This is a genomic window from Massilia sp. S19_KUP03_FR1 (assembly GCF_036688685.1).
Classification (GTDB): domain Bacteria; phylum Pseudomonadota; class Gammaproteobacteria; order Burkholderiales; family Burkholderiaceae_D; genus JALYUM01.
In genome coordinates this window covers 150125-173657 of record NZ_JAQQPS010000008.1, presented here as the reverse complement: position 1 = coordinate 173657, position 23533 = coordinate 150125, and the positions used below count along the sequence as shown (strand labels likewise).

Genomic DNA, 23533 nt, shown 5'->3' with positions numbered 1-23533 from the left:
CCTAACGGGGTTTGGTCTGGAGCGATGGATTCTCGTTCCAGTGCAGCTTTTCGCGCAGGGTGTCGTAGTAGCTCCAGCCGTGCGGATGCAGGAACGTGATGGTATTGGGCGAGCGCGAGATGACGATGCGGTCGCCCACCTGCAGGCTGGCAAAGGTCTGCATGTCGAAATTGACGCTGGTGTCGCGCCCGTTGAGGATTTCGACCACGATTTCGCTCGCCTCCGGCACCACGATCGGCCGGTTCGACAGCGCGTGCGGCGCAATCGGCACCAGCACGATGCCCTGCAGGCTCGGGTGCAGCAAGGGGCCGCCGGCCGACAGCGCGTAGGCGGTGGAACCGGTCGGCGTGGAGATGATCAGGCCGTCCGAACGCTGGGCGTACATGAACTTGCCTTCCACCTCCACTTTCAGCTCGACCATGCCGGCGCCGGCGCCGCGCGAGACCACCACGTCGTTCACCGCCAGGCCCTGGGCAATTTCGACGCCGTCGCGCATCACCTTCGCTTGCAGCAGCGAGCGCTTTTCCGCCTTGCTGCGCCCTTCCAGGATATCGCTCAACACGGGAATCATGCGGTCGATCGGGATGTCGGTCATAAAGCCCAGGCGGCCCTGGTTGATGCCGATCAGGGGCACGTCCCACGGCGCCAGCTGGCGCGCCACCCCCAGCATGGTGCCGTCGCCGCCCAATACGATGGCGGCGCACGCCACCGCGCCGATGGCGGCAATCGACAGCGCCTCGATATCGTCCAGCGCCAGGTGCGCGGCGGTCGATTCTTCCAGCACGACGCGGTAGCCGGCCCCCCGCAGGAAGGCGAGAATGCCGGCGACCGGCTCCTCGATACCCAGGGTGTTGTGCCGCACGACCAGGGCGATGGTTTTTTGTGTTGCAGGCGTGGCAGACATAGGATCTCGGCGAGGGAACAATGGACAGGAGAGTAACCGATTCTCTCCTGTTCTGCCACGGGACGGCTGGCGAAGGCTGGATATCCATACAGTATAATGGCCGCCGCCGGGTTCCTGCAAGATTCTGCAGGATTCAGGCGAGGAAGGCCGACCCCAGCGTCATGAGAATTGCCAGCACGATGCACAGCATATGCAGCAGCATCAGCACCAGCCAGCGCAGCAGGGTGACCAGCTTGCCGCCGCCATACACCTTGCGCATCGCCAGCGGCAGGTAGATGACCATCCAGACCAGCAGGATGAAGTGGGTCCATCCCCAACCGGGGGGCACGGCGATCTGGAGCGACAGCATGGCAAAGGCGAAGGCGTTGGCATGCAAGGCAAACAGCAGGTGCGCGCCAAAGCGCCGTCCGGTGCCCAGGTAGAGCAGTTTCAACAGCAGCGCAAAGAACGGCATCAGCGCAAACAGGGCATACGGGCCGTAGCTGAAGAAGGTCTTGTTCATCTGCCGATAGACGTCTTCTTTTGGCTGGCTCAGGAACTTGTTCACGCGCTCGCCCCAGCCATGATGCAGCGTGTCGACCGCAGTGCCGACCCGCCCGGTGATATCTTCGCCATCGCTCTTGATGCGTAGCGGGGCGCCGGGCTTGGCCGGCGTGGCGGCCTGGCCGATGGCGACCTGGCCCGGCGCCACTTCCTCGTCAAAGTTCAGAATCTGGACCCCGCTCAATTTGAACAAGGCAAAGAAAATCAAGCTGAACGTCAGGTAAAGGCGCAACGGCTGCACATAGCGCACGCGCCGGCCCTGGATGTATTCCAGCGTCAGGCGGCCGGGCTTGAGCAGCAGCAGCCACAGGCTTTTCCACAGCTTGCCTTCGAGCGCCACGTAATGGCCGATGAATTCGTGCAGGAATTCGCGCGTGCTGGGCGGATGCAGCGTCGTTTCCTGGCTGCACTGATGACAGAAGTTCCCCGCAATGTCGGCAAAACAGTTGGGGCAAGTGCCGGGGGCGGCGTGGAGCATGGCGTCAGCGTTCAAGTCAGCGGTCCCAAAATAGCAAACAAGTATTGATAGTAGCGAAATACTTGCAAAAAATCATCATCCAATTGCGCGACTGCGTTCCCGGGGAAGGGTTACGATTCAAGCAATTGATGATCAAGGAGACACCATGGCAACAGAAGCGCCCGATCGTCGCGTGAACACCGACGCAAAAATCGAAAACGATGGCGTCAAGCGCCAGCCGCATGAACGCGACGAATCCCCGGACGGCCAGGACCAGGCGCCCACCGGTATCATGAAGCAGGCCGCGTCCGACCTGGCTCAGGGCCTGGTCGACACCGATCTGCGCAACACCCCTGGCATGGCGCCAGCCAGCGGCGCCGCCGGCCAGGCAAAACCGCAAGCCGACCGCGGCGATGCCATGCGCGACCACGATTCACCGAAACCAACAAGAGGAAACCAATAATGATCCCAACACCGCGCCTGCCCCTGGCCGTCGTCCTGTCCACTCTGGCTTTGGCCGCCTGCGCCCAAACTGCGCCCACCGCCACGCCAGCGCCAGGCCAGTACGCCGTCGGCTTCGGCCCCAGCCCGCAATTGCCGGCGCCAGAAAAATCCCTGATCCCGACGGTGCACATCGCCAAGGCACAGGGCTGGACGAATGGCGCCAAGCCGACCGTCGCGGCGGGCCTGGCAGTCACGCCCTACGCCACCGGCCTCGACCATCCACGCTGGCTGTATGTGCTGCCCAACGGCGACGTGCTGGTCGCCGAATCGAACAAGCCGGCCAACGAAAAAGACCCGGTCAGCATCAAGGGCGCCGTCCAGAAGCAGGTCATGAAGAAAGCCGGCGCAGGCGTGGCCTCGCCTGACCGCATCATGCTGCTGCGCGGCGTTCTGCCAAACGGCATGGCCGTCACCAAGACCGTGTTCATGGAAAACATCCGCTCGCCATTCGGCATGGTACTGGTCGGCAAAGACCTGTACGTGGCCGGTTCCGACGCGCTCTACAAATTCCCGTACAAGGAAGGTGACACCAAGATCACGGACAAGGGCGTCAAGGTATGGGACCTGCCAGCGGGCATCAACCACCACTGGACCAAGAATGTGGTGGCCAGTGCCGACGGCAAAAAACTGTATGTCACGGTCGGCTCGAACAGCAATGTCGGCGAAAACGGCATGGACATCGAAGCGGGCCGCGCGGCGATCTGGGAATTCGATCCGGCCACCGCAAAAGGCCGCATCTTCGCCAGCGGCTTGCGCAATCCAAACGGCATGGCATGGAACCCGGAAAGCAAGGCGCTGTGGACCGCAGTCAACGAGCGTGACGAGCTGGGCAACGACCTTGTGCCTGACTACATCACGTCGGTCAAGGATGGCGCGTTCTACGGCTGGCCGTACAGCTATTATGGCCAAAACGTGGACAAGCGCATCGAGCCGGCCCGCCCGGATCTGGTCGCCAAAGCCATCGCGCCCGACTACGCGCTGGGCGCCCACACGGCCTCACTTGGCCTGGCGTTCTACACCGGCGCGCTGCTGCCGCAATTTAAGAATGGTGCCCTGGTCGGCCAGCACGGTTCATGGAACCGCAAGCCTTACTCCGGCTACAAGCTGATCTACGTGCCATTCTCCGGCGGCAAGCCAAGTGGCCCGCCGCAGGACATCCTGACCGGCTTCGTCAAAGATGAAGTGGCGTTCGGCCGTCCGGTTGGCGTCGCCGTCGACAAGGCCGGCGCGATTTTGCTGGCCGATGATGTCGGCAACGTCGTCTGGCGCGTGACGCCAGCGGGCGCCGCTGCCACGCCCGCCGTCGCAGCGAAATAAGCGCACTCCCTCGAAGCGCGCCTCGAACCGGGCGCGTTTTTCATTTGCGCATCAACATAACCAGGAGTAATCATGATTCAACGTAAAGGTAGCGCCACCTGGACTGGTGGCATCAAGGATGGCAAGGGCACCATATCGACCCAGAGCGGCGTGCTGCAGGACGCCCAATATGGCTTCAACACGCGCTTCGCCGACGGCCCGGGCACCAACCCGGAAGAACTGATTGGCGCCGCGCATGCGGGCTGCTTCACGATGGCGCTGTCCGGCAAGCTGGGCGCGGCCAATCTGACGGCCACCAAACTGGCCACGACGGCAACCGTGTCGCTCGACAAGGTCGATGGCGGCTTCAAGATCACGGCTGTGCACCTGGACCTGGTGGCTACCGTGCCCGGTACCGACCAGGCCACCTTCGAGGCCATCGCCAAGGATGCCAAGGAAAATTGCCCGGTTTCGCAACTGCTCAACGCCACCATCACGCTGACCGCGACGCTCGAGGCTTAACAGCAGAAAATCGGCCGGGCGCATACAATCGTCGCCTCTTCATTACTTTTTCAGGACCTACGATGCGCATTCTGCACACCATGCTCCGGGTCGGCGACCTGCAGCGCTCGATCGATTTTTACACCACCGTGCTCGGCATGAAGTTGCTGCGCAAGAGTGAAAATACCGAATACAAATACACGCTGGCCTTCGTTGGCTACGGCAACAACCCGGACCACGCGGAGCTGGAGCTGACCTATAACTGGGACACGAAAAGCTACGACATGGGCACGGCATACGGCCACATCGCCATCTCGGCGGAAGATATTTATGCGACTTGTGATTCGGTGCGCGCTGCCGGGGGCAACATCACCCGCGAGCCGGGGCCGGTCAAGGGTGGCAGTACCGTGATCGCTTTTATTACCGACCCGGACGGCTACAAGATCGAGCTGATCGAACGGAAAGATGATGCGGGTGGGCGGGGCTTGAGCTAATCGCCTCCGATGCTAAAACGCCGGCTGCTGCCGGCGTTTTTGTATCTCTATCGAACCAACAACGCATTCACCGGCACCAAGTCCGCTTCGCGCAGCGAACCGGCGGCGGCCTTCAGGCGCAGTCCACTCATGATGGTGCTGTAACGTGCCTTCGACAAATCTGTCTGGGTGGAAAACAGCTGGCGCTGGGCATTGAGCACGTCAATGTTGATCCGCACGCCCACCTGGTAACCCAGCTTGTTCGAATCGAGCGCCGACTGGCTTGAAATTTCCGCCGCTTCCAGTGCCTTTACCTGCGCCAGTCCGCTGTTCACACCCAGGTAGGCCTGGCGCACACCGAGGACGGCGTTGCGGCGGGTCGATTCCAGGTCGTTGCGGGCCTTGTCTTCCAGCGCAATCGATTCGCGCACGCGCGAGGTGACGGCAAAGCCGCTAAAAATAGGCACGTTCAGCTGCACGCCGATGGCGTTGCTGGTGCCACGTGACGTGTTACTGACATCGCCGTTGCGCAGGGTGCGGCCGTTGGACGCGATCAGGTCGAGCGTCGGCAGGTGGCCGGCGCGGTTACGTTCGATGTCGCGCTTGGCCGATTCCAGCGACAGCTCGCTCACCGTCACGCCATAGTTTTGCGATTGCGCCGCCGACAGCCAGGGCTCGATCGTCGCCGGTGACGGGGATGCCAGGGTCACGCCGGGTCGCAGCGGCGCCAGGACAACGGCATCGCCGCCGACAATGGCCAGCAAGGCGCTGCGCTTGTTTTCCAGGTCGGCCGACGCGGCGAATTCCTGCGCGATGACCAAGTCATAAGCCGCTTGTGCTTCGTGAGTGTCGGTAATGGTCTGGGTACCGACCTCGAAGTTGCGCTTGGCCGATGCCAGCTGCTCCGTCACTGCGCTTTTTTGCGAGCGGGTCGATTCCAGCGTGTCCTGCGCGGCCAATACATCGAAATACGCCTGCGCGACCCGGGTGATCAAATCTTGCTGCGCCTGAGCAAATTGCGCTTCGCTGATGGCTTCCTGCAGTTTGCTCTGCTGGTAAGTTTGCCAGCGATCCCAACGGAACAAAGGCTGGGTCAGCGAGATTGCGTACTGCTTCGACGTATTATTGGTGTTGTTGATGACGGTGGTGGTGGTGCCGTCGGCATTCGGAATGACCTGGGCCGAGGCAAGGTCGCCCATGTTACGCGTGATCGCCGCAGTGCCGGCGATCGACGGATACAAGGCCGATTTTCCCTGTGGAATCCGCTCCTTCCCTGCCACTTCCGATGCGCGCGCGCTGGCGTACACGGCATCGTTCGCCAATGCCTGCTGATAGACCTGGATCAGGTCAGCGGCAACTGCACCCGGCGAAAAAAAGGCGCCGGCCAACAGCGCGGCGATGAGGGATTTCTGCATTGCTTGTCTCCACAGGTCTTCAAAAAGTTCAAATGCAGATCAATACGTGGGCATTGCCCCATCGACCTGCACGGCCCAGGCGTGAATGCCGCCCGTCAAATTCGTTACCTCGGTAAAACCGTTGCGTTCCAGGAAAGCCGCGACCTGCATGCTGCGCGCACCGTGGTGACAGATGCAGACGATTTCCCTGTCGTCGTCCAGCTCGCTGATGCGGATCGGCACCAGCGCCATCGGAATTTGCACCGAGCCTGGAATCTGGCAGGTAGCAAATTCCCAGTTTTCGCGCACGTCCAGCAGCAGCGGCGCATCTGCGCCCTCCTTTGTCAGCCGTGCCGCCAATTCAGGCGCAGTAATGTGTTGCATCGCCGGGCCTCTTAAAACTCGAAATGCGATGGCTGTGGCGCGGACGCCAGCTGCTTGACATTCGTTTCGAACACTTGCACGGTGTCCCAGGCGGCTTCGGCAACGCGGGTAATGATCACGCACTGCATGACCGGCGCCACGCCGACGATTGCGGCAATCCGGCCGCCCACCTTCAGCTGTTTCAGGAAGACCTCGGGCAACACTTCCAGCGCACCTGAAATGGCGATCACGTCGTAAGGTGCGCCAGCAGTCCAGCCTTCCGAACCATTGCCCAGCTCGATCGTCACATTGGTGACATTGGCACGCGCCAGGTTCTGCTGCGCCATTTCTTTCAACGCCGGGTTGATCTCGATGGTCGTCACATGGCGGCCTTTATAGGCCAGCAGCGCTGCCATGTAACCGGAGCCGGCGCCAATTTCCAGCACAGTCTCATGCTTCTTGACTTGCAATTCCTGCAAAATGCGTGCTTCCACCTTTGGATTGAACATGGCCGCGCCATTGCCCAACGGGATTTCCGTGTCGGCAAACGCCAACGAGGCGCACGCGGCAGGCACGAATTGCTCGCGCTTGACGATGTGCAGCGCATCGAGCACTTCCTGGTCCAGCACGTTCCAAGGGCGGATCTGCTGTTCGATCATGTTGAAGCGGGCTTGTTCAATGTTCATATAAATACTCAGTGGGAAATTAATGAATGCGATATTTTATCGTTGAACGGCCACTGAAAGCATATCTTAATGATTTGCTTTCGATGACCAGGGGAAATTGCGACAGTCTGCAGTTTAGCGGGGCTGAACGTACAAAACCGCGCCGTATGCGACACTCAGGCAGGGACGACGGGCGCGGACGGGGGCGAAGCAGACAACAAACCGTGCAGCGCCATGTCGAGGAAGGTATCGAGAAAGGCGGCCGGATCGAGTTCGGTGCGTTCGCACGGGCCAACCGAATGCTTCCAGGTGATCAGCATGAGCATCGGCGCGACCAGCACCTGTGTCATGACGGTCACGTTCATGGGCCGGAATTCGCCGCGCTCGACGGCGCGCGCGAGAAGGGTGGAAATCATCTTGGTGCCGCGGTTGATGACTTCGTCCTGGTAAAAGCAGGCCAGGTCGGGGAAATTGTTCGCCTCGGCCGTGACCAGCTTGATGATGCCCGAGGCCTTGGTGGCACCGAGGCGCTCCCACCACGACAGGATCACGCTGCGCAGCAAGGCGGCGCTGCAGGTTTCGTCGGCGGCAATCGTCACTTCGGCGGCGCCGATGGCCGGCACGATGGTGTTGCGCACCACCGCCTTGAACAATTCATCCTTGTTTTCGAAGTACAGGTACAGCGTGCCTTTGGACACCCCGGCGCGCTTGGCGACGTCTTCCAGCCGGGTGGAGGCAAAACCGCGTTCGACGAACAGATCCAGCGCCGCCGCCAGCAATTCCTGGGGCCGCGCTTCCTTGCGGCGCTCCCAGCGCGGCTTGGCATCAAACCTGCATTCCATGCATCTGTCCAATAACTAACTCATGAGTCAACAATGTATGCCGTGCGCTTGCCGGGGTCAAGCAACACCGGCAAGCGCAGTAGTATACTCGCGTCCTTGCGTCCTTCACACCACACTTATCCATGAACTGTCGCGACAACTGTGGCGCCTGCTGCACCGCCCCGTCGATCACCAGCCCGATTCCCGGCATGCCGGACGGGAAACCCGCGGGCGTGCGCTGCGTGCAATTGGGTAGCAACAACCTGTGCCTTATTTTTGGGCATCCCGAGCGGCCGGCGTTTTGCGGCGGCTTGCAGCCGTCCGTCGAAATGTGCGGAGACAGTCGCGAGTATGCGATGACGTGGCTGGCGACACTGGAGCAGGCAACGGCACCCTAGCAACTGATTTGCTTACTCGTAGATTTTTCCCGCGTAGAGAAATACTGCAAATTTTTTCCACGGCGCCGCAGATGCCAGCCCTTGTTCCGCGCCGAACGTCGAATCCTGCGCCCATGCATGCCCGGCTTCGAGAAAGTCCTGTATCGAATCATTCTCCCATCCGTTCTGAGCTTCTCCAACGGCACGGGCAACTGCGCGGTCAGCTCGACGACGGTCGTCCGCCAACGCTTCTACGAACGTAAGAAATGTAGGTTCATCTACGACTGCTTCCAGGTAATCACTCAAGTCCATCCAGGATCTTCCGCATATTAGATGCTCATTCCAACTCGTCCAGCGGAACGAAGCTTGAATAAAATCGCTGACAAATTTTTAGTTGTTTGTCTTCCAAACGCATATCAACGCTTTCGGCAGGTATGACCAGGCTCGCGTCATCGCAAGAACTTCCCCGCCTTCGCCTCCAGCAGCCTGACCAGCTCCGGCTGCATGTAGTCGTAGTCGTCCGGAATATCCAGGCAAATCACGCGCTTGCCATTCAGGTGCGCCCGGAACTGTTTCGAGAGACGGTTGCGATGCACCTTTTCCATGACGAAGATGATATTGGCCCAGGCGATTTGTTCGCTTGACAAGGGCACGTCGGCATCATTGCCCAGGCCGGCGGAGTCAGACTCGACGCCCGGCCAGCTGGCAAACACCTGCTCGGCGGTGGGACTGCGCAGGCGATTCTGGGTGCAGATGAACAAGGCACGTTTCACGGTTAGCCCCACAAAAGAAGGATGACAAACAGTCTAGCATCCACACCCGTCCGGCAGTGACTGTCCAGCAACCGCCGCACCAGTCGTGGTAAGCTTCGACGCCGCGATTTTTCTGGCTCATAAGCATCCTTTCCCAACCCACTTCATACGACCATTCATGGATATTATTTTCGCGCTCAAAGCCATCATCATGGGGCTGGTTGAGGGTTTCACCGAGTTCTTGCCGATCTCGTCGACCGGTCACCTGATCGTGGCCGGCAGCCTGCTCAATTTTACGGGCGAAAAAGTAAAGACCTTCGAAATCGCGATCCAGGCCGGCGCCATGCTGGCCGTCATGTGGGAGTTCCGGGCCCGCATCTCAGCGGTGCTGGGTGGCATGTTCAACGACAGGCGCCAGCAAAAATTTCTCCTGAACGTGGTCGTCGCCTTCTTGCCAGCCGCCATCCTGGGCCTCATGTTCAGCAAAATGATCAAGGCGAAATTGTTCGCCCCAGCGCCGGTTGCGATTGCCTTCATCGTCGGCGGTTTGTTCATCCTGTGGGCAGAAAAACGCCACAAGATGTTACCGGGTGAATCGCGCATCGCCTCGGTCGACGACATGTCCGTGCTCGACGCCTTGAAAGTCGGTTGCTGCCAGGCCTTTGCGCTGATTCCCGGCACCAGCCGTTCCGGCGCGACCATTATCGGTGGCATGCTGTTCGGCCTGTCGCGCACGGCGGCCACGGAATTCTCCTTCTTCCTGGCCATTCCGACGCTGCTGGGCGCGACCGTGTACTCGCTGTACAAGGATCGCGCGCTGTTGTCGATGGCCGACCTGCCACTGTTCGGCATTGGCGGTATTGCGGCATTTGTGTCCGCTTTCTTGTGCGTGCGCTGGCTGCTGCGCTACATTAGCTCGCATGATTTCACTATCTTTGCCTGGTACCGGATCGTGTTCGGCCTGTTCATCCTGACAAGCGTGCACTTCGGCTGGATCGTCTGGGCGGAATAGGGATTTGATGGATACCACTACCAGCGCGCGCGCACTCGACATTCTCCAGACCGTCTTCGGCTACCCGGCATTTCGCGGGCAGCAGCAGGAGATCGTCGAGACGGTCAGCAACGGCGGCGACGCGCTGGTCCTGATGCCCACCGGCGGCGGTAAATCGCTGTGCTACCAGATTCCGGCGCTGGTGCGCGACGGTGTCGGCGTGGTCATTTCCCCGCTCATCGCGCTGATGCAGGACCAGGTCGATGCGTTAGAAGAAGTCGGCGTACGCGCCGCCTTTTTGAACTCCACGCAAACCTTCGAAGAAACGCTACGCATCGAACGCCTGGTGCGCACCGGCGAAATCGACCTGGTCTACGTGGCGCCCGAGCGCCTGATGACGCAGCGCTGCCTCGACCTGTTCGACGCCTCGAATATTTCGCTGTTCGCCATCGACGAAGCCCACTGCGTGTCGCAATGGGGCCACGATTTCCGGCCTGAATACATCAAGCTGTCGATCCTGCACGAGCGTTATCCGAATGTGCCGCGCATCGCACTCACGGCCACCGCCGACCACCAGACCCGCGCCGAAATCGCGCACCGTTTGCAACTCGACGATGCGCGCAAATTCGTCTCCTCGTTCGACCGCCCGAATATCCGCTACCAGATCGTCGAAAAGGGCAATGGCCGCAAGCAATTGCTCGACTTTATACAGGCCGAACACACGGGCGACTGCGGCATCGTGTATTGCCTGTCGCGTAAAAAAGTCGAAGAGACCGCCGAATTCCTGAACGAAAACGGCATCCGCGCGCTGGCGTACCATGCCGGCATGGACCACGCCAAACGGGCCGCCAACCAGGCCCGCTTCCTGCGCGAAGAAAACATCGTGATGTGCGCGACGATCGCGTTCGGCATGGGCATCGACAAGCCGGACGTGCGTTTCGTCTGCCACCTCGACCTGCCGAAAAGTATCGAAGGCTATTACCAGGAAACCGGACGGGGCGGCCGCGACGGCATGCCGGCCAGCGCCTGGATGGCCTACGGTTTGCAGGACGTGGTGCTGCAACGGCGCATGATCGACGAATCCGAAGCAGACGAAACCTTTAAACGCGTGCTCGGGCAAAAGCTCGACGCCATGCTGGGCCTGTGCGAAACGCTCAGTTGCCGGCGCATGCGCCTGCTCGAGTATTTCGGCGAGCGTTCCGGCCCGTGCGGCAATTGCGACACCTGTTTGCTGCCGCCAATCAGTTTTGATGGCACGGTGCCGGTGCAAAAGCTGCTCTCGACCATCTACCGGGTCGACCAGCGCTTTGCCGCCGGCCACATCATCGACGTACTGCGCGGCGTGACGTCGGAGCGCATCACCCAGTGGCGCCACGACAGTTTATCGGTGTACGGCATCGGCAACGACCGCAGCGAGCAGGAATGGCGCGCGATCGTGCGCCAGGCCATTGCACTGGGGCTGGTGACGGTGGACCACGAATCCTACAGTTCGCTGAAACTGACCGATGCGGCGCGACCCGTGCTCAAGGGCGGGCAGACAGTACAGCTGCGCCAGTACCAGAAACCCGTCAAACCGAAGCGCCAGCCGTCGGCGCCCAAGGGGTATGTCGAGATGGACCTGTCGAAGTCGGAGCAGGCCATTTTCGACAAGCTGCGCTGGTGGCGCGTGGAAACGGCGCGCGCGCATGGCGTGCCGGCCTATGTCGTGTTCCAGGATGCGACACTGCGCGAAATTGCCAAGGTCAAGCCGACCTCGCTGGAACAGCTGCGCGGCGTGACCGGTGTGGGCGAGAAAAAGCTGGTGTCGTATGGCGACGAGATCGTGGCGCTGATCATCGATATGCAGTGACGGGGCAAGCAAGCTCAGCATGGGTACCGGCTTGCGCCGGTATGACGCTGTTTTAGCCGACAATCTAAAGACCGTCGCCCGGAGCAGGCCGGGGACCATAGCACGTCCGATAACGCGTTGCAGCACGCGGTTCTGCACACGTACCATGGTTCCCCGCCTTCGCGGGGATGAGCGATAATTGACCATCGCCGCATCCAGGACAGCCATGCAAACCCATACCCACCCGATCGCGTCGGAAGAACACATCGCCGCGTACCAGCTCACCACCCTCCACTTCGGCACCCCGGGCGCACGCCCGAAGGTGTATATCCAGGCCTCGCTGCACGCCGACGAAGTGCCGGCCATGCTGGTCGCGCACACGCTGCGCCGCCAACTCGAACAGCTCGAGAATGAGGGAAAAATCCTCGGCGAAATCATCCTGGTGCCGTCGGCCAACCCGATCGGCCTGTCGCAAGTGGTCCACGGCGCGCCGTTCGGCAGGTTCGATTTGTCGACCGGCGTCAATTTCAACCGTTCTTATAAACACGTCGCCGACGACCTGAAAAAGTCGCTCGAAGGCAAGCTCGGTCCCGATGCGGACACGAATATTGCGCTGGTCCGTGCACACGCGCTGGCCTCGCTGGCCAGTTGGCACCCGAAGGACAACACCAGCGAGCTCAAAAAGCTGCTGCTGACGATGGCCATCGACGCCGACATCGTGTTCGACCTGCATTGCGACAACGAAGCCGTGCTGCACCTGTACTGCGGCACCCCGCTGGCCGAGCAGGTGCAGCCGCTGTCCGCGCTGATGGGTGCGCACGCCCTGCTGGTGGCGCGCGAATCGGGCGGCGACCCGTTCGACGAAGCCTGCAGCCGCCTCTGGTGGGATCTGGCGGCCCACTTTGGCCCGGCGTTCCCGCTGCCGCCGTCCTGCGCGGCCATCACGGTCGAGTTGCGCGGCGAGATGGATGTCAGCTACGCACTGGCGCAACAGGACAGCGCGGCCCTGCTGCAATACATGGCGCGCAACGGTGTGGTGGATCTGCCCGTGCTGCCGCTGCCGGCCGCCATCTCTCAGCCCACCCCGCTCGAAGGCGTCGAACCGATCGCCGCACCCCATTCCGGCGTGCTGGTGTTTTTAAAACAACTGGGCGACAAGGTTGTGGCGGGCGAAGCGATTGCCGACCTGGTCAACCCGGTCAGCGGCAAGGTCACCACCCTGCACGCGCCGCACGCCGGGGTGTTGTTTGCCAGCACAGCCCACCGCCACCTTCTGCGGGGCATGAACGTGTGTAAAATCGCGGGGGTTGAGGCATTGCGCACCGGAAATCTATTAGGGGCGTAGAATAGGCCCTTGTTTCACCCGATTTCGGCGCGGGATGCATTCATTGCAACGACCACCGCTGACAGTTCCTGGAGAATTCCATGATCACCATTAGCTCCCTCGCCGCCACCTACAGCTCGGCTGTGACGTACAACGCGGCCACGGGCACCACCAGCACCACCGATGCAAGTGCCAGCAACACCACTGCCAGCACCACCGCGAACCCGAGCGGCCAGCTGTCGGCGGCCGTGGCCGCCAAGGTGACCCAGGCGCTGGCGCCGGCCACCGCCGGCATCAAGCAACTCAATACCTCGCTGACGCAGGGCCAGACCAAACTGTCGGCCCTGGGCCAGGTGCAAAGCGCCATCGCCGATTTCCAGACGCTGGCCAAGACCCTCGGCAGCAGCAGTACCACCGCCACGTCGGCCGACGTTACCAAAAACGTCAAATCGTTCGTCACCGCTTACAACGCCCTCAATACCAAGCTGGCCAGCTTGCAGTCGGGCGACCTGAAGACCGACCCCGGCCTGGCCCAGGTCAGCGCCCAGATGACCCAGACCTTGCGCGATGCCGGTGGCACGTCCAGCACGGGTGCCTTGAGCAAAGCCGGCATTTCGCTGTCCGGCGGCCAGTTGACCATCGATTCGACCAAGCTGACGGCAGCGCTGTCCGCCAATCCTTCCGCTGTCGCCGGCCTGCTGAGCGGGAATGGCAACGGCGTTGCCGACAGATTGAGCAGCAAGCTGGGCGCCCTGACGTCCACCGGCGGCGCCATCGGCCGCGAAACGTCGGCCGCCACGCGCGACATCAGCGCCACGGAAACCAAGCGCGCCACCCTGACCAAGACCCTGACCGCCCAGGCCACCGCCCTGGCCGCGCTGTACACCCAGCAGGAGCAGGCTGGCGCATCGGGCGGGGCGACCTCGCTGTTCGACATGATGGGTTAAGCGGCGCTGTTGGTTCAAAGCGCATCGTGAAAAATCAGCCCGACTGTATAGCGGTCGCCAGACAATAAACGGCTCACGCCGTGGCGCAGCGCCACCCGGCGCATGCCCCTGATGCCGGCGACAGGACGCTGGTTGACCGCAAACACGACAGCATCGCCCTGCCCCAGCGGCACGACGTCCGCGCGCGTGAGGCCGGGGCCGGTTTCGGTCATGACGAATTCCCCGCCGGTGAAATCGCACTGCGGACGCGACAGCAGGATCGCCACTTGCAACGGGAACACATGTTCGCCGTACAGGTCCTGGTGCAGGCAGTTGTAGTCCCCCTCCCCATACTTGAGAATCAGCGGCGTCGGCCGACACTGGCCCGCGCCATGGCAGCGCGCCAGGAAGGCCGCCAGCGTGGGCGGATAGCGCGTGGCGATGCGCATCTGCGTGTGCCAGCGGTTGGCCAGCGGCGCCAGCTGTGCGTACAGCGACTCGCGCAGTGCCTGCAGCAAGGGCGGCAGCGGATACCCAAAATACTGGTACTCGCCCTGGCCGAACCCATGGCGCGCCATCACGATGCGCGAACGGAAGCGCGCGGTTTGCGGATACAGCGCCGCCAGCCCGGCACATTGCGCCGGCGTCAACAGGGCCGGCAAGATGGCGTGGCCGCTGGCGTCCAGGTCAAGCGCAAGCATGGCTGCCCCAGCTAAATACCTGGCCGACGCGCCGGCCGCTGCGAACCTGGCTGATCGCGTGCCGCATCGACACGGCATACACGCCGCGGCTGCCTTGCAGCGGCCGGCGGCCGGCTGCGATGAGGGCCAGGTCGCCGCCGCGCAATGGCACTACCATCGGGCGCGACTGCATGCGCGGGCGCTGCTCCACCAGCACGCATGCGCCGCCGGTGAAGTCCACGCCGGGCTCGGAAAGAAGCGCCAGCGCTTGCAAGGGAAATACATCGTTGTCCTGGTGCAACGGCTGGAAGTCGCCGGGCAGCATCGTGCTGGTGTCGATACGCAGCAGTCCAGGCGAGGTCGCGGCGCCAAGCCAACGCGTCGCGATCGGCAGCAGGCAGGCTAGCAACATGTCCGGGTCGCAGCCGGCCCGCTGGCGCAACACGGCGTAGCCCTCCCGGTCGAGTTGAGAAGCGATGTCGGTCCAGTCAAGCGAAGTCAATGTCGTCATGGCAGACATGCTTGCATGGCGCGACCAGCAAACCACCCCGCTTCTTGCTAGTCCCTGAACAAATGCGCGAAGCTGCGGCTGACCGGCAGCTTTTCCGTGTGGCCGCGCAGCAGCACCTGCAAGCGCTCGGCGTCGACCCGCTCGGCGGCGGCAATCGCGTTCACATTCACCATCGTGCCGCGGTGGATTTGCCAGAACACGGCCGGGTCGAGTCCGCTCAATAAATCCTTCAAGGGAATGCGCACCAGCGCCTCGAACTCGGCGGTCACCACGCGCGTGTATTTTGCGTCGGACTGGAAAAACAGCACGTCGGCGACATCGATCAGGCGAATCTGGCGGCCGACACTGGCGCGGATCCACTTCATTTTTTCACGCGGCGCGTCCGGCATGGCCGCTTTCAGGTGGCGCAGGATGTCGCCCAGATCAGCTGGTTTCGCCTGCAGCTTGTCGCGCAGGCGCGCCAGCGCCCGGTCGAGCCGGTCGGCCTGCACCGGCTTCAACAGGTAATCGACCGCACCGGCGTCGAACGCATCGACCGCATATTGATCGTAGGCCGTCACGAATACCACGTGCGCCTGCTTGCCGATACGCTGCGCCACTTCAAGGCCAGACAGCCCCGGCATGCGGATGTCGAGAAAGGCGACGTCCGGCTCGTGCTCCAGGAAGCCGTCCCAGGCATCGTTGCCGTTTTCGGCAACCAGCACGACGCGCGCTTGCGGCCACGCCAGCGCCAGCATGTTCACCAGGCGCTCGCGCATCAGCGGCTCGTCTTCGGCGATCAGGACGGTCGTCATGGGGCCACCGGCAGGGCGATTTCGGCCAGCGTGCCGTCTTCCAGCGCGCTAAGCGACAGCGTGGCCGTGCCCGGGTGCGCCAGCTCCAGGCGCCGGCGCGCATTCGACAGCCCCGTGCCGTCGACCACGTCGTCCTGCAAACCGATGCCGCTGTCCTCCACCCGCAAGTGCAGCATGCCGTCGACTTGTTCGGCCGAGACCGTCACCTCGCCGCCCCGCAGCGCCGGCTCGATGCCGTGCTTGATGGCGTTTTCCACCAGGGTCAGCAGCAACATGCTGGGCAGGCGCAGCTGGGCCAGCTCAGTCGGCAGCACCAGCGTGAACCGCAGGCGCGAACCGAGCCGGACGTGCATGACGCGCAGGTAGGCATCGATCAGTTTGAAATCGTCGGCCAGCGTCACGGTGTCACTGCGCATTTCGTCGAGGCTGGCGCGCAGGAAGGCGATCAGGTTGGCGGTCAGTTCGGCGGCGCGCGGCGCGCCCTGCTCCGCCAGTTGCTGCACCGCGCCCAGGGTGTTGAACAGGAAGTGCGGCTCGATCTGGGCGCGCAGCAGGCGCAGCTGGGTTTCACTGAGCGCGCGCGCGAGGCGGTCCTGCTCGGCGTCGCGCTGCAGGGCGGCGGTGAGGCTGGCGTATTGGCGATTGCGGAAAATGGTGATCAGCATCATCGGCACCCCGAGCAGCAGTACCGAGCCCACGCCGATAATGCCAACAATGCGCGGAATCTTGTGCAGTTCGGCTTCCATCCCGCCGTCGCCGGTCAGCATGGCGATGACGAAGCCGAACAAGCCGCCGACGATGGCCAGCAGGATCGTCCGGCCGAGCGCGCGCACCATGCGCTGGCTCAGCTGGCGGTAGTTGAACCAGGCGCCGATCCACATCGTCAGGCAGGTAAAACCGATGGCGTTGGCGCCGATCAGGGCTTTATGCAAAGGAAAATTTGGCGCCAGCGCCAGTTGCAGCAGCAAGCCGGTGACACTGAACGCCAGCGCCATCCACGCCACGGGAATCCAGATCTTGCTGCCCTTGTATTTCAGGCTGAAATCGGCAAGTTGCTGGCGTTCGATCTCGGACAGCTGCGCCAGCCCGGTGGCAATAAAGCGGCGATACCCGAGCGGCGTGCGGCTCGCCAGTGACGGACAGGCCAGCACCGCCATTTGCTCGCGTTCCCATTCCTGGTACCACTGCACGAATTTTCGCCACATGATGCGCCCCTTGTCTGATCGAGCTTGCAGTGTGGTGCAGCAGCGCCCCGATGCAAAGCGCCAGGCGACCGGCGACGAGCTTCAGGTCACGAAATACGAATTATGCCTTGGTAAACACCAGGTCCCAGACGCCATGCCCCAGCTTGATGCCGCGGTTCTCGAACTTGGTCAGCGGACGGTAAGCCGGCTGCGGCGCATACCCTTCGGCCGTGTTGACCAGGCTGGGCTCGCTGCCCAGCACGTCGAGCATCTGGATGGCGTAGTCTTCCCAGTCGGTGGCGCAGTGCAGATAGCCGCCCGGCGCCAGCTTGTCGGCCAGCAGTTTCACGAACGGGGTCTGCAGCAGGCGCCGCTTGTTGTGGCGCGCCTTGTGCCACGGGTCCGGGAAGAACACGTGCACACCGGCCAGCGTAGCGTCGGGAATCATCTGGTTCAGCACCTCGACCGCATCGTGCTGGATCAGGCGCAAATTGGTGATGCCTTCTTCGCCGATCTGTTTCAGCAGGCTGCCCACACCCGGCGTGTGCACTTCCACGCCAATAAAATCCTTGTCCGGCATCGCGCGCGCGATATGGGCCGTCGTCGCGCCCATGCCGAAGCCAATTTCCAGCACCACCGGCGCCGTGCGGCCGAAGGCGGCGGCCGTGTCGAGCGGCGCCTTGACGTAAGGAATCAGGAACTGCGGCCCCAGTTCTTCCAGGGCGCGCGCCTGCGCGGTCGACAGGCGGCCGGCGCGGGTGACGAAACTGCGGATGCGGTGTTCGCTTGGGTCATACAACATAGGACGCGCAGCAGCGCCTGGCTTGGTATCGTCGGACATGAAATGGAAGAGTGAAGAAGGCAGTCCGCCATTATATCTCACCCCACCCTGCCCCTTTTCGGTGGCGACGCCGATGCAAGCTTTCCAAATATGCTCAATAATGTAACAAAATTACTTGATCACCAAGACAAGTCCGTACATCATCGCCCGTCCTCCGGCCCCATCAATTAGGAAAACTACATGCAAGCCCCTGCTACTACCGCAGCACCGATCGCCGTCCCGGCGCAAGGCCCCGACAACGCCGCCAGCCTGCGCCTGTTCGTCTTCGCCCTGTTCTTCATCTTCGGCGGCATTACCAGCCTGAACGATGTCATTATCCCGAAACTGAAAGACCTGTTCACGCTGTCGCACGCGCAGTCGATGCTGGTGCAGTCGGCCTTCTTCGCCGCCTACTTCATCGTCTCCATTCCGGCCGCCGCCATCGTGCGCCGCATCGGCTACATGCGCACCGCGGTGGTCGGTTTGCTGACCATGACCGTCGGTTGCCTGCTGTTCATTCCTGCCGCGTCGTCGGGCATGTTTGCCACCTTCCTGCTGGCGCTGTTCGTGCTGGCGTCCGGCGTGACCATCGTGCAGGTGGTGTCGAACCCCTTGATCTCGATGCTGGGCGCGCCAAAAACCGCGCACAGCCGCCTGACCTTCGCCCAGGCCTTCAATTCCCTCGGCACCACCGTGTTCCCCTACGTGGGCGCGATCGTCATCCTCGGTTCGCTGGCCACGGTCGACCACACCCAATTGACGGGCGCGGCGCTCTCGGCCTACCGCACGGCCGAATCGCAAGTCGTGGTCTCGACCTATATCGGCCTGGCCATTGCGCTGGCGCTCGTCGCCCTTGTGGTCTGGTTCAACCGCACCAAGCTGGTGGAAACACCAGAGCCTGCCACCAATATGCTGGCCGCATTCACGCTGTTGAAACAGCCGCGTTTTGCCTTCGGCGCCTTGTGCATCTTTATGTACGTGGGTGGCGAAGTAGCCATCGGCTCATTGATCGTCAACTATCTGATGCAGGCCGATGTGCTGGGCATGGGCGCCGAAGACGCCGGCAAGCACGTCGCCCTGTACTGGGGTGGCGCCATGGTGGGCCGCTTCATCGGCGCCTACCTGCTGCGCGTGTTCGCGCCAGGCAAAGTGCTGGCCTGCGCCGCCGCCGCCACGATCCTGCTGTTGCTGCTGTCGGCCAACAGCACCGGCCTGGTGTCGGGCTGGTCGCTGCTGGCCATCGGTCTGTTCAATTCGATCATGTTCCCGACCATTTTCTCGCTGGCCAGCGAAGGCCTGGGCAACCGTGCCGCCGAAGGCTCGGGCGTGATCTGCATGGCGATTGTCGGCGGCGCCATCGTGCCGTACATCACCGGTGTGGCGGCCGATGCCGCCGGCCTGAAAATGGCGCTGATCGTGCCGGCCATGTGCTACGCGTTGATCCTGGCCTTTGGCTGGTATGCGCGCAAGCCCGCAGTGAAGTAAGCAAGCATTTGCATCCGGAAGGGCGCCTGCGGGCGCCCTTTTTCGTTGAAAGTTTCTTGCAAGCTCCAGTGCGCGGCCTTCGTGCGACATTTATTAAGATTGCTTACTTAGTAATTTTTCAACACCGCCCAGCTCACAGGAAACCTATGGACACCATCATCGCGCCACCCGCCAGCACCAGCAAGGGCGGGCAAACCCTTCCCCTTTCCCTGCACATCAACGGCCAGCAGCACGACCTGCAAGTCGAACCTTTCGTCACCCTGCTCGATTTATTGCGCGAACGCCTGCACCTGACCGGCGCAAAAAAAGGCTGCGACCACGGCCAGTGCGGCGCCTGCACCGTCATTGTCGACGGCAAGCGCATCAATAGCTGCCTGAAACTTGCCGTCTCTCTCGACGGATCCGCCGTCACCACCATCGAAGGCATCGGCACCGAAGCCCAACTGCACCCGCTGCAGCAAGCCTTCATCGACCGCGACGCCTTTCAGTGCGGCTACTGTACGCCGGGCCAGATCTGTTCGGCCAAGGCACTGCTCGACGAGGGCCACTGCACCAGCCGCGCCGACGTGCGTGAATGGATGAGTGGCAACCTGTGCCGCTGCGGCGCGTACAGCAACATCACCGACGCCGTCATGGACGTGCTGAAACGGGGAGCCAAGCCATGATCCGCTTCGACTACCAGCGCCCGGACGATGTCGCCAGCGCCACCCGGGCCGCCCATGTCGGCGCTGCGCCGCTGCCGGAGGTGCGCTTCCTGGCCGGCGGCACCAACCTCATCGACCTGATCAAGGAAAACGTCGAGCGCCCGACCACGGTCATCGACATCAACCGCCTGCCCCTGGCGCAAATTAGCGCACTGCCCGACGGCGGTCTGCGCCTGGGCGCCCTGGTCAGCAATGCCGACACGGCCGACCACGCCGAGGTCAAGGCGCGCTATCCGCTGCTGGCGTCCGCCATCCTGGCCGGCGCCAGCCCGCAGTTGAGGAATGCCGCCACCAACGGCGGCAACCTGAACCAGCGAACCCGCTGCTACTATTTTTACGATACCGCCACGCCCTGCAACAAGCGCGAACCGGGCGCCGGCTGCGGCGCGATCGGCGGCGTGAACCGCATCCACGCCATCCTCGGCGCCAGCAGCGACTGCATTGCCACCCACCCGTCCGACATGTGCGTGGCGCTGGCCGCGCTGGACGCCGTCGTCAATGTCAGCGGCCCGGACGGCGAACGCCAGATTCCCTTCGCCGACTATCACCGCCTGCCGGGCAATGAACCGTGGCGCGACAATCACCTCCAGCAAGGCGAGCTGGTGACGTCGATCGACTTGCCGCCGGGCGATTTCAGCGGCCATTACACCTACCTCAAATTGCGCGAGCGGCTGTCGTATGCCTTCGCGTTGGTGTCGGTAGCGGTGGCCTTGAAAATCGAAGACGGCAAGCTGCTTGACGTGCGCATCGCCCTCGGCGGCGTGGCGCACAAGCCATGGCGCGTGGCGGCCGCCGAAGCGCTGCTCAATGGTCAAGCCGCATCGCCCGAACTGTTCCAGCAAGCTGCCGCACGCATGCTCGACGGCGCAGTGGGACAAGGCGCCAACGACTTCAAAATTGAACTGGCACGGCGCGCCATCGCGCGCGCGCTGGCGCAGGCCGTGGCCGCAACGCCACAGTCACAATCCGACAAACGCATCGCCTGAGGAGGCCACATGACAAGCAATCCAAGAATCGGCGACAGCCTCAGCCGCACTGACGGCGTCAAGAAAGTCACCGGCAGCGCGCCCTATGCGGCCGAACATTTTCCGGCAGATTTGCTGTACGGCTGGATCGTCTCGAGCGGCATTGCCAAGGGCCGTATCAAGCACATCGACGACAGCCGCGCACGCGCCATTGCCGGCGTGGTTGAAATCATTACCCACAAAAACCGGCCGCACATGGCCTTCCTCGACGGCAGCTACGGCGACGAGGTCGCCCCCCCCGGCTCACCCTTCCGGCCCCTGCACGACGACAAGATTGTCTACAGCCTGCAGCCAGTCGCGCTGGTCGTGGCCGACACGCTGGAAAACGCCCGTGACGCCGCCGCCCTGCTCGACGTGACCTACGAAACGGAAGAGCACAACACCGACTTCGGCATCGCCCTGGCGGACAAATACGAGCCGAAGAAAAAGCGCAGCACCTTCGAGGGGCCGAAAGCGCGTGGCAATGCCGACGAAGCGTTCGCGGATAGTCCGGTGCAACACCGGGCCACCTATCACTTGGGCAACCACCACCACAACCCGATGGAAATGCACGGCACCACGGTCGAATGGAACGACGGCAAGATCGTCGTGCACGACAAGACCCAGGGCGCGCAAAACGTGCAGGCGTATTTGTCGGGCATTTTCGGCTTCTCGAAAAAGGACGTGCGCGTGCTGAACCCGTACGTGGGCGGCGGGTTCGGCTCCGGGTTGCGACCGCAGTACCAGGTCGTGCTGGCCACGCTGGCGGCAAAAATGCTCAAGCGCTCGGTGCGTGTGACCATGACCCGCGCACAAATGTGGAGCCATGTGCACCGTCCGGAAGCGCAGCAAACCGTGTCGCTGGGCGCCGACCAGAACGGCCAGCTGCAAGCCATCATCAACCACGCGACCACGGCCACCTCGAAGTTCGAGGATTACATGGAAGTGATCGTCAACTGGGGCTTGATGAATTACAAATGCGACAACGCCAGTGGCGAATACACCCTGGCCAGCGTCGACACCTACACCCCGGGCGACATGCGCGCGCCCGGCGCCGCCACCGGCATGACCCTGTTTGAAATCGCGATGGATGAACTGGCCTACGCCACCAAGGTCGATCCCTTGCAGCTGCGCCTGCTGAATTATTCCGAGAAGGACGCGATGCACGACAAGCCGTTCACCTCGAAAGCCTTGCGCGAAGCGTATGCGCAAGGCGCCGAATGCTTCGGCTGGGCGCGCCGTACGCAGGCGCCGGGTTCCATGCGCGACGGCAATGACCTGATTGGCTGGGGCATGGCCACCGGCATGTGGGACGCCATGTTCCAGAAGACCGCCGCGCGCGCCACCATGACGGCGGACGGCAAGCTGGAAGTGGCCAGCGCCACGGCCGACATCGGCACCGGCACCTACACCGTCATGACCCAGGTGGCCGGCGACGTGCTGGGCCTGCCGCTGGCCGACATCACAGCCAAACTGGGCGACAGCGACCTGCCGGCCGCGCCGGTGGAAGGCGGCTCGTGGGGCGCGGCGTCCACCGGCGCGGCCGTGGAGCTGGCCTGCAAATCGCTGGCCGACGAATTGTTCAAGGCTGCCGGCAGGGTCGAGGGCAAACCGCTGGACGGGGCCAAGCGCGACGAGATCGCTTTTGTCGATGGCTTCATTGTCGTGCGCGCCAATCCCGAGAAACGCGTCAGCATGCGCGACGTGATGGCCGCCACCGGCAAGGACAAGCTCGAAGTGGAAGAGACCGCGAAACCGGGCATCCTCGACATGGCCAGCATGCTGCAAAAATCACGCAACACGCACAGCGCGATTTTTGTCGAAGTCAAAGTCGACGCCGAGCTGCACATCGTGCGCGTCACGCGCGTGGTGTGCGCGGTGGCGGCGGGCCGCATCATCAACCCGAAAACGGCGCGCAGCCAGATTCTCGGCGGCGTGGTGATGGGCATCGGCATGGCGCTGCACGAAGAAACGTTCACCGACCACAAGCTGGGCCGCTTCATGAACCACAGCCTGGCCGAATACCACATTCCGGTGAATGCGGACATCGAGGATATCGAGGTCATTTTCGTCGATGAACCGGATGCGGAAGTCACGCCGCTGGGCGTGAAGGGGCTCGGCGAGATTGGCATCGTGGGGACGGCAGCGGCAGTGGCGAACGCGATTTATCACGCGACCGGCACCAGGGTGAGGTCGTTGCCGGTGACGGTGGACAAGTTGCTGTAGACGGAT

General features: G+C 62.6%; 25 protein-coding genes and 1 pseudogene. 13 read left to right on the top strand and 13 right to left on the bottom strand.

Features of this window, described 5'->3' with window-relative positions; genetic code table 11:
* Position 1: 1 nt before the first annotated feature.
* Positions 2–904 carry an NAD kinase gene (locus V6M87_RS11065; protein WP_332876673.1) on the bottom strand — a complete coding sequence of 301 codons (903 nt, stop codon included), beginning with the start codon at positions 902–904 and terminating at the stop codon, positions 2–4.
* Positions 905–1037: 133 nt separating this feature from the next.
* Positions 1038–1925: a DUF3667 domain-containing protein gene (locus tag V6M87_RS11060; RefSeq protein WP_332876672.1), complete on the bottom strand. Its 888-nt coding sequence runs from the start codon at positions 1923–1925 to the stop codon at positions 1038–1040.
* A 145-nt stretch (positions 1926–2070) separates the two neighbouring features.
* Here V6M87_RS11060 and V6M87_RS11055 point away from each other — a divergent pair, with 145 nt between their 5' ends.
* The 4 genes from V6M87_RS11055 to gloA all read left to right on the top strand — a co-directional run bounded on the left by V6M87_RS11055 (position 2071) and on the right by gloA (position 4699).
* Complete coding sequence (locus V6M87_RS11055) at positions 2071–2367, top strand: hypothetical protein (protein ID WP_332876671.1); 297 nt, start codon at positions 2071–2073, stop codon at positions 2365–2367.
* Positions 2367–3725, top strand: coding sequence for a PQQ-dependent sugar dehydrogenase (locus V6M87_RS11050; RefSeq protein ID WP_332876670.1), 1359 nt, complete (start codon positions 2367–2369; stop codon positions 3723–3725). Before V6M87_RS11055 ends, V6M87_RS11050 begins: the two co-directional genes overlap by 1 nt.
* A 72-nt stretch (positions 3726–3797) precedes the next feature.
* Positions 3798–4226 carry an OsmC family protein gene (locus V6M87_RS11045; RefSeq protein ID WP_332876669.1) on the top strand — a complete coding sequence of 143 codons (429 nt, stop codon included), beginning with the start codon at positions 3798–3800 and terminating at the stop codon, positions 4224–4226.
* A 62-nt stretch (positions 4227–4288) separates the two neighbouring features.
* A complete protein-coding gene (gene gloA / locus V6M87_RS11040; RefSeq protein WP_332876668.1) occupies positions 4289–4699 on the top strand; it encodes a lactoylglutathione lyase in 411 nt (136 codons plus the stop codon).
* A 47-nt stretch (positions 4700–4746) separates the two neighbouring features.
* On the opposite strand, the gene V6M87_RS11035 is transcribed toward gloA, so the two are convergent.
* The 4 genes from V6M87_RS11035 to V6M87_RS11020 all read right to left on the bottom strand — a co-directional run bounded on the left by V6M87_RS11035 (position 4747) and on the right by V6M87_RS11020 (position 7942).
* Complete coding sequence (locus V6M87_RS11035; protein WP_332876667.1) at positions 4747–6093, bottom strand: TolC family outer membrane protein; 1347 nt, start codon at positions 6091–6093, stop codon at positions 4747–4749.
* 39 nt (positions 6094–6132) lie between these two features.
* A complete protein-coding gene (locus V6M87_RS11030) occupies positions 6133–6456 on the bottom strand; it encodes a rhodanese-like domain-containing protein (protein WP_332876666.1) in 324 nt (107 codons plus the stop codon).
* Positions 6457–6467: 11 nt separating this feature from the next.
* The gene (locus V6M87_RS11025) at positions 6468–7121 is read right to left on the bottom strand and encodes a protein-L-isoaspartate O-methyltransferase family protein (protein WP_332876665.1); all 654 of its coding nucleotides are present in this window, start codon (positions 7119–7121) and stop codon (positions 6468–6470) included.
* Positions 7122–7276: 155 nt separating this feature from the next.
* Positions 7277–7942 (bottom strand): TetR/AcrR family transcriptional regulator, encoded by a 666-nt coding sequence (locus V6M87_RS11020; RefSeq protein ID WP_332876664.1) that lies wholly within the window; start codon positions 7940–7942, stop codon positions 7277–7279.
* A gap of 122 nt (positions 7943–8064) precedes the next feature.
* On the opposite strand from V6M87_RS11020, the gene V6M87_RS11015 reads away from it, so the two are divergent.
* Positions 8065–8319 carry a YkgJ family cysteine cluster protein gene (locus V6M87_RS11015; protein ID WP_332876663.1) on the top strand — a complete coding sequence of 85 codons (255 nt, stop codon included), beginning with the start codon at positions 8065–8067 and terminating at the stop codon, positions 8317–8319.
* Between the two features lie 12 nt (positions 8320–8331).
* Here V6M87_RS11015 and V6M87_RS11010 read toward each other — a convergent pair whose 3' ends face one another.
* Both V6M87_RS11010 and V6M87_RS11005 read right to left on the bottom strand, forming a co-directional pair.
* The gene (locus V6M87_RS11010; RefSeq protein WP_332876662.1) at positions 8332–8604 is read right to left on the bottom strand and encodes a DUF7660 family protein; all 273 of its coding nucleotides are present in this window, start codon (positions 8602–8604) and stop codon (positions 8332–8334) included.
* A 143-nt stretch (positions 8605–8747) separates the two neighbouring features.
* Positions 8748–9071: a low molecular weight protein tyrosine phosphatase family protein gene (locus V6M87_RS11005; protein ID WP_332876661.1), complete on the bottom strand. Its 324-nt coding sequence runs from the start codon at positions 9069–9071 to the stop codon at positions 8748–8750.
* Between the two features lie 157 nt (positions 9072–9228).
* Here V6M87_RS11005 and V6M87_RS11000 point away from each other — a divergent pair, with 157 nt between their 5' ends.
* From V6M87_RS11000 to fliD, 4 genes are all read left to right on the top strand, one after another.
* Positions 9229–10062, top strand: a complete 834-nt coding sequence (locus tag V6M87_RS11000; RefSeq protein WP_332876660.1) for an undecaprenyl-diphosphate phosphatase — start codon at positions 9229–9231, stop codon at positions 10060–10062.
* 7 nt (positions 10063–10069) lie between these two features.
* Positions 10070–11890 (top strand): DNA helicase RecQ, encoded by a 1821-nt coding sequence (recQ, locus tag V6M87_RS10995; protein WP_332876659.1) that lies wholly within the window; start codon positions 10070–10072, stop codon positions 11888–11890.
* 205 nt (positions 11891–12095) lie between these two features.
* Positions 12096–13214, top strand: a complete 1119-nt coding sequence (locus tag V6M87_RS10990; protein WP_332876658.1) for a succinylglutamate desuccinylase/aspartoacylase family protein — start codon at positions 12096–12098, stop codon at positions 13212–13214.
* Between the two features lie 80 nt (positions 13215–13294).
* The gene (gene fliD / locus V6M87_RS10985) at positions 13295–14140 is read left to right on the top strand and encodes a flagellar filament capping protein FliD (RefSeq protein ID WP_332876657.1); all 846 of its coding nucleotides are present in this window, start codon (positions 13295–13297) and stop codon (positions 14138–14140) included.
* 14 nt (positions 14141–14154) lie between these two features.
* On the opposite strand, the gene V6M87_RS10980 is transcribed toward fliD, so the two are convergent.
* The 5 genes and pseudogenes from V6M87_RS10980 to trmB all read right to left on the bottom strand — a co-directional run bounded on the left by V6M87_RS10980 (position 14155) and on the right by trmB (position 18090).
* The gene (locus V6M87_RS10980; protein WP_332876656.1) at positions 14155–14820 is read right to left on the bottom strand and encodes a 2OG-Fe(II) oxygenase; all 666 of its coding nucleotides are present in this window, start codon (positions 14818–14820) and stop codon (positions 14155–14157) included.
* A pseudogene (locus tag V6M87_RS10975) lies at positions 14807–15118 on the bottom strand (2OG-Fe(II) oxygenase); the annotation flags it as partial. The gene V6M87_RS10980 and the pseudogene V6M87_RS10975, both read right to left, overlap by 14 nt.
* A 239-nt stretch (positions 15119–15357) precedes the next feature.
* A complete protein-coding gene (locus V6M87_RS10970; protein WP_332876655.1) occupies positions 15358–16104 on the bottom strand; it encodes a LytR/AlgR family response regulator transcription factor in 747 nt (248 codons plus the stop codon).
* Positions 16101–17309 (bottom strand): sensor histidine kinase, encoded by a 1209-nt coding sequence (locus tag V6M87_RS10965; protein ID WP_332876654.1) that lies wholly within the window; start codon positions 17307–17309, stop codon positions 16101–16103. The genes V6M87_RS10970 and V6M87_RS10965 overlap by 4 nt, the downstream gene beginning before the upstream one ends.
* Positions 17310–17409: 100 nt before the next feature.
* Complete coding sequence (gene trmB, locus V6M87_RS10960) at positions 17410–18090, bottom strand: tRNA (guanosine(46)-N7)-methyltransferase TrmB (protein WP_332876653.1); 681 nt, start codon at positions 18088–18090, stop codon at positions 17410–17412.
* A 219-nt stretch (positions 18091–18309) separates the two neighbouring features.
* Between trmB and V6M87_RS10955 the strand changes: the two genes are divergently transcribed.
* From V6M87_RS10955 to V6M87_RS10940, 4 genes are all read left to right on the top strand, one after another.
* Positions 18310–19593, top strand: coding sequence for a sugar MFS transporter (locus tag V6M87_RS10955; protein ID WP_332876652.1), 1284 nt, complete (start codon positions 18310–18312; stop codon positions 19591–19593).
* 146 nt (positions 19594–19739) lie between these two features.
* Positions 19740–20258 carry a (2Fe-2S)-binding protein gene (locus tag V6M87_RS10950; RefSeq protein ID WP_332876651.1) on the top strand — a complete coding sequence of 173 codons (519 nt, stop codon included), beginning with the start codon at positions 19740–19742 and terminating at the stop codon, positions 20256–20258.
* Positions 20255–21283 (top strand): FAD binding domain-containing protein, encoded by a 1029-nt coding sequence (locus V6M87_RS10945; RefSeq protein ID WP_332876650.1) that lies wholly within the window; start codon positions 20255–20257, stop codon positions 21281–21283. Before V6M87_RS10950 ends, V6M87_RS10945 begins: the two co-directional genes overlap by 4 nt.
* 9 nt (positions 21284–21292) lie before the next feature.
* Complete coding sequence (locus V6M87_RS10940; RefSeq protein WP_332876649.1) at positions 21293–23527, top strand: xanthine dehydrogenase family protein molybdopterin-binding subunit; 2235 nt, start codon at positions 21293–21295, stop codon at positions 23525–23527.
* Positions 23528–23533 lie beyond the last annotated feature (6 nt).